Annotated in this window: 1 protein-coding gene and 1 pseudogene; both read left to right on the top strand. The window is 67.0% G+C overall.

What is annotated here, in order from left to right:
* Positions 1–55: 55 nt before the first annotated feature.
* Positions 56–958 (top strand): helix-turn-helix domain-containing protein, encoded by a 903-nt coding sequence (locus ACMO6A_RS11235; protein WP_009608299.1) that lies wholly within the window; start codon positions 56–58, stop codon positions 956–958.
* Between the two features lie 188 nt (positions 959–1,146).
* Positions 1,147–2,419 (top strand): annotated as a pseudogene (locus ACMO6A_RS11230) (transcription-repair coupling factor); the annotation flags it as partial.

Below are 2,419 nucleotides of genomic sequence, written 5' to 3'. Positions count from 1 at the left end.
ACCCTGGCGAGCTTAGGGGAGTCTTCGCCAGCGCGAATGACGGAGGGTGGTTCCGATGACGTATCCGGTATTCCTGTACAACATGCTCCTTGCGGCGACGTACGTCGTTCTCGCGGTCGTGTTCTTCTGGCTGCACCGTTCGCGGTCCAGCCGTCTGGCGTGGTGGCTCATGATCCTGTTCGCCTGCTCGTTCGTGGACAACGGAACCTATTTCATGAAAGAAGTGTTCACGGCGCTAGGCCATCCCGATCCTCTGTTCGCGACGTTCTACCAGGCTGCGGAAGCCCTGTTCATAGCCTGCTACCCCTTCATCATCCGCATGATCAGCGGTTGCTTTTACGATGATATGCCGTCGAAGCGATCGATGGTCGTGCTCGGCGCGGCTTGCGCCGTCGCGACGGCGCTCGGCGTCGCCGCGCCCGTCGTGCCTTACTCGGTGTTCGGCACGGTGTACCCCCTTCTGTACGCGTGGGTGTTCCTGCGGCTGATTCCCAAGATGGACGGCGTTTGGCCGAAGGCGGTGGTCGTCTCGCTGGTGGTGCTGCACGTGATCGACGCGACGTGCCGTGTGCTGGGGGTGGAGGCCGTCCTGTTCTGGGAGAACCGCGACCTTCTGGTGGAAACGTGCTGGGCGATCTACGTCGGATGCGCCGTCTATATCGCGTGGACGCTGCTGCACACGGTGGAGCAGCCGTACCTGCCGAACGTCGACATGTCGTTCCGGCGTTTCCTCGACGCTTACGGTCTGAGCGGCCGCGAGGGCGAGATCGTGAAGCTGCTCATGGAGGGCGAGACGAACCAGGGCATCTGCAACAAGCTGTACATCGCGGCGGGCACGGTGAAGGCGCACAACCACAGCATTTACAAGAAGCTGGGGATAGAGAACCGCTCGCAGGTTTTGCTCAAGTACACCGATTATCTGGAGCGTAGCGCCCAGGAAGCGCGATTGTTCTGCTGAGCGCTGGCGGTTCCCCGTCCCCTTGTGGTTTCTCCTTCATGGTGCGCTGTCGGGCGTCGCGCGAGAGCTTATCGGATGGTAGAATCGGCAGCGCCGTCCGCGCGTGCGCGCAGACGGCGACCAGAAACCTTGCATGAAGCCGCCGATCGCGGCTTTTCGTGCTGTTCGCATACGGAAGAGGACGCGCCATGCTCATCGATTCATTGACGTTCACCCTGGAGAAATCGGGCTGCCTCGACGCGTTCTGGGGCAAGCTGGACGCGGGCGAGGACGGCACGCTGGGCGTGGCCTCGTCGGCGCGCCCGTTCCTCGTGGCGGCGCGGTTCGCGCACAGGCCCCAGCCGACGCTCGTCGTGGTGGCGGGCGAGGACGCGGCCGTGGCGTTCTCGCGCAGCCTGGCGGCCTACCTGGGCGACGAGCGCGTCATGCGCTTCCCCGAGCGCAGCGACTACCCCTTCGTGCCGAAGCCCAGCGACCCTGCGCAGGTGGCACGGCGCATGGAGGCCGTGCACGCGCTGGCCAGCGGCCGCGAGGTCGTGGTGGTAGCCAGCGCCCGCGCGCTCGTGCGCGCGCTGCCGCCGGCGGGCTCCGACGTGCACGTGCCGGTGGCGCTTTCGGCGGGCCGCGAGCTGGCGGCCATGCCCGGCGCTCAGGCGGCGAGCGTCACCGAGTTCGAGGATTTTGCCCATGCGCTGGAGGAGCGCGGCTACCGGAACACCGGCGAGCTGGACGGCCCCGGCACCTTCGCCGTGCGCGGCGGCACGATCGACGTGTTCCCCGGCAACCTCGTGTACCCGGTGCGGCTGGACTTCTTCGGCGACGAGCTGGAGGAGATCCGCCGCATCGTGCCCACCACCGGGCAGACCATCCAGGCGCTGCCGGACGTGAGCATCTACCCCGTGGTGGAGTTCTCGTGCTCCAAGCGGGGGCTCGCCCGCGCGCGCCAGAAGCTGGAGCGGCCGGCCGCGACGAACCCCGTGCTGCGCGACGTGCTGGAGAAGCTGGACGGCGGCCTGCGCTTCGACGGTTCCGACATGCTGCTGCCGTACCTGTACGCGACCACGTCCACGTTGGGCGATTACGTGCGCCCCGGCGCGCTGAGCGTGCTTTTGGAGCCGCGCTCGCTGTTCGACGACATGAGCCACGCCTACGACGACGCGGCGGGACGCGCGAAGGGATCGAGCATCCCCGTGGACGGGCTGTACGCCGAGCCCGGGGCCGTGAGCTTCGGCGAGGGGCAGCGCGCAACCTACGTGTCCATCATGCGCGTGGGCGGGCACGTGGACGACGAGCTGCCGGTGAAGCGCGTGGAGGTGGCGGGGCATCCCGACAAGCTGTTCGGTCGGCTGCGCAGCCTCGTGGACACCGACTACACGGTGGTGTTCAGCGCGTCGAACTTCCGTGCGCGCCAGGACATGAAGCTGGCGTTCGTCGACCACGGTCTGCCGATCCAAGAGACGC

Source organism: Eggerthella sp. (assembly GCF_048329335.1).
Classification (GTDB): domain Bacteria; phylum Actinomycetota; class Coriobacteriia; order Coriobacteriales; family Eggerthellaceae; genus Eggerthella; species Eggerthella lenta.
This window is presented reverse-complemented; position numbering and strand designations above follow the sequence as displayed.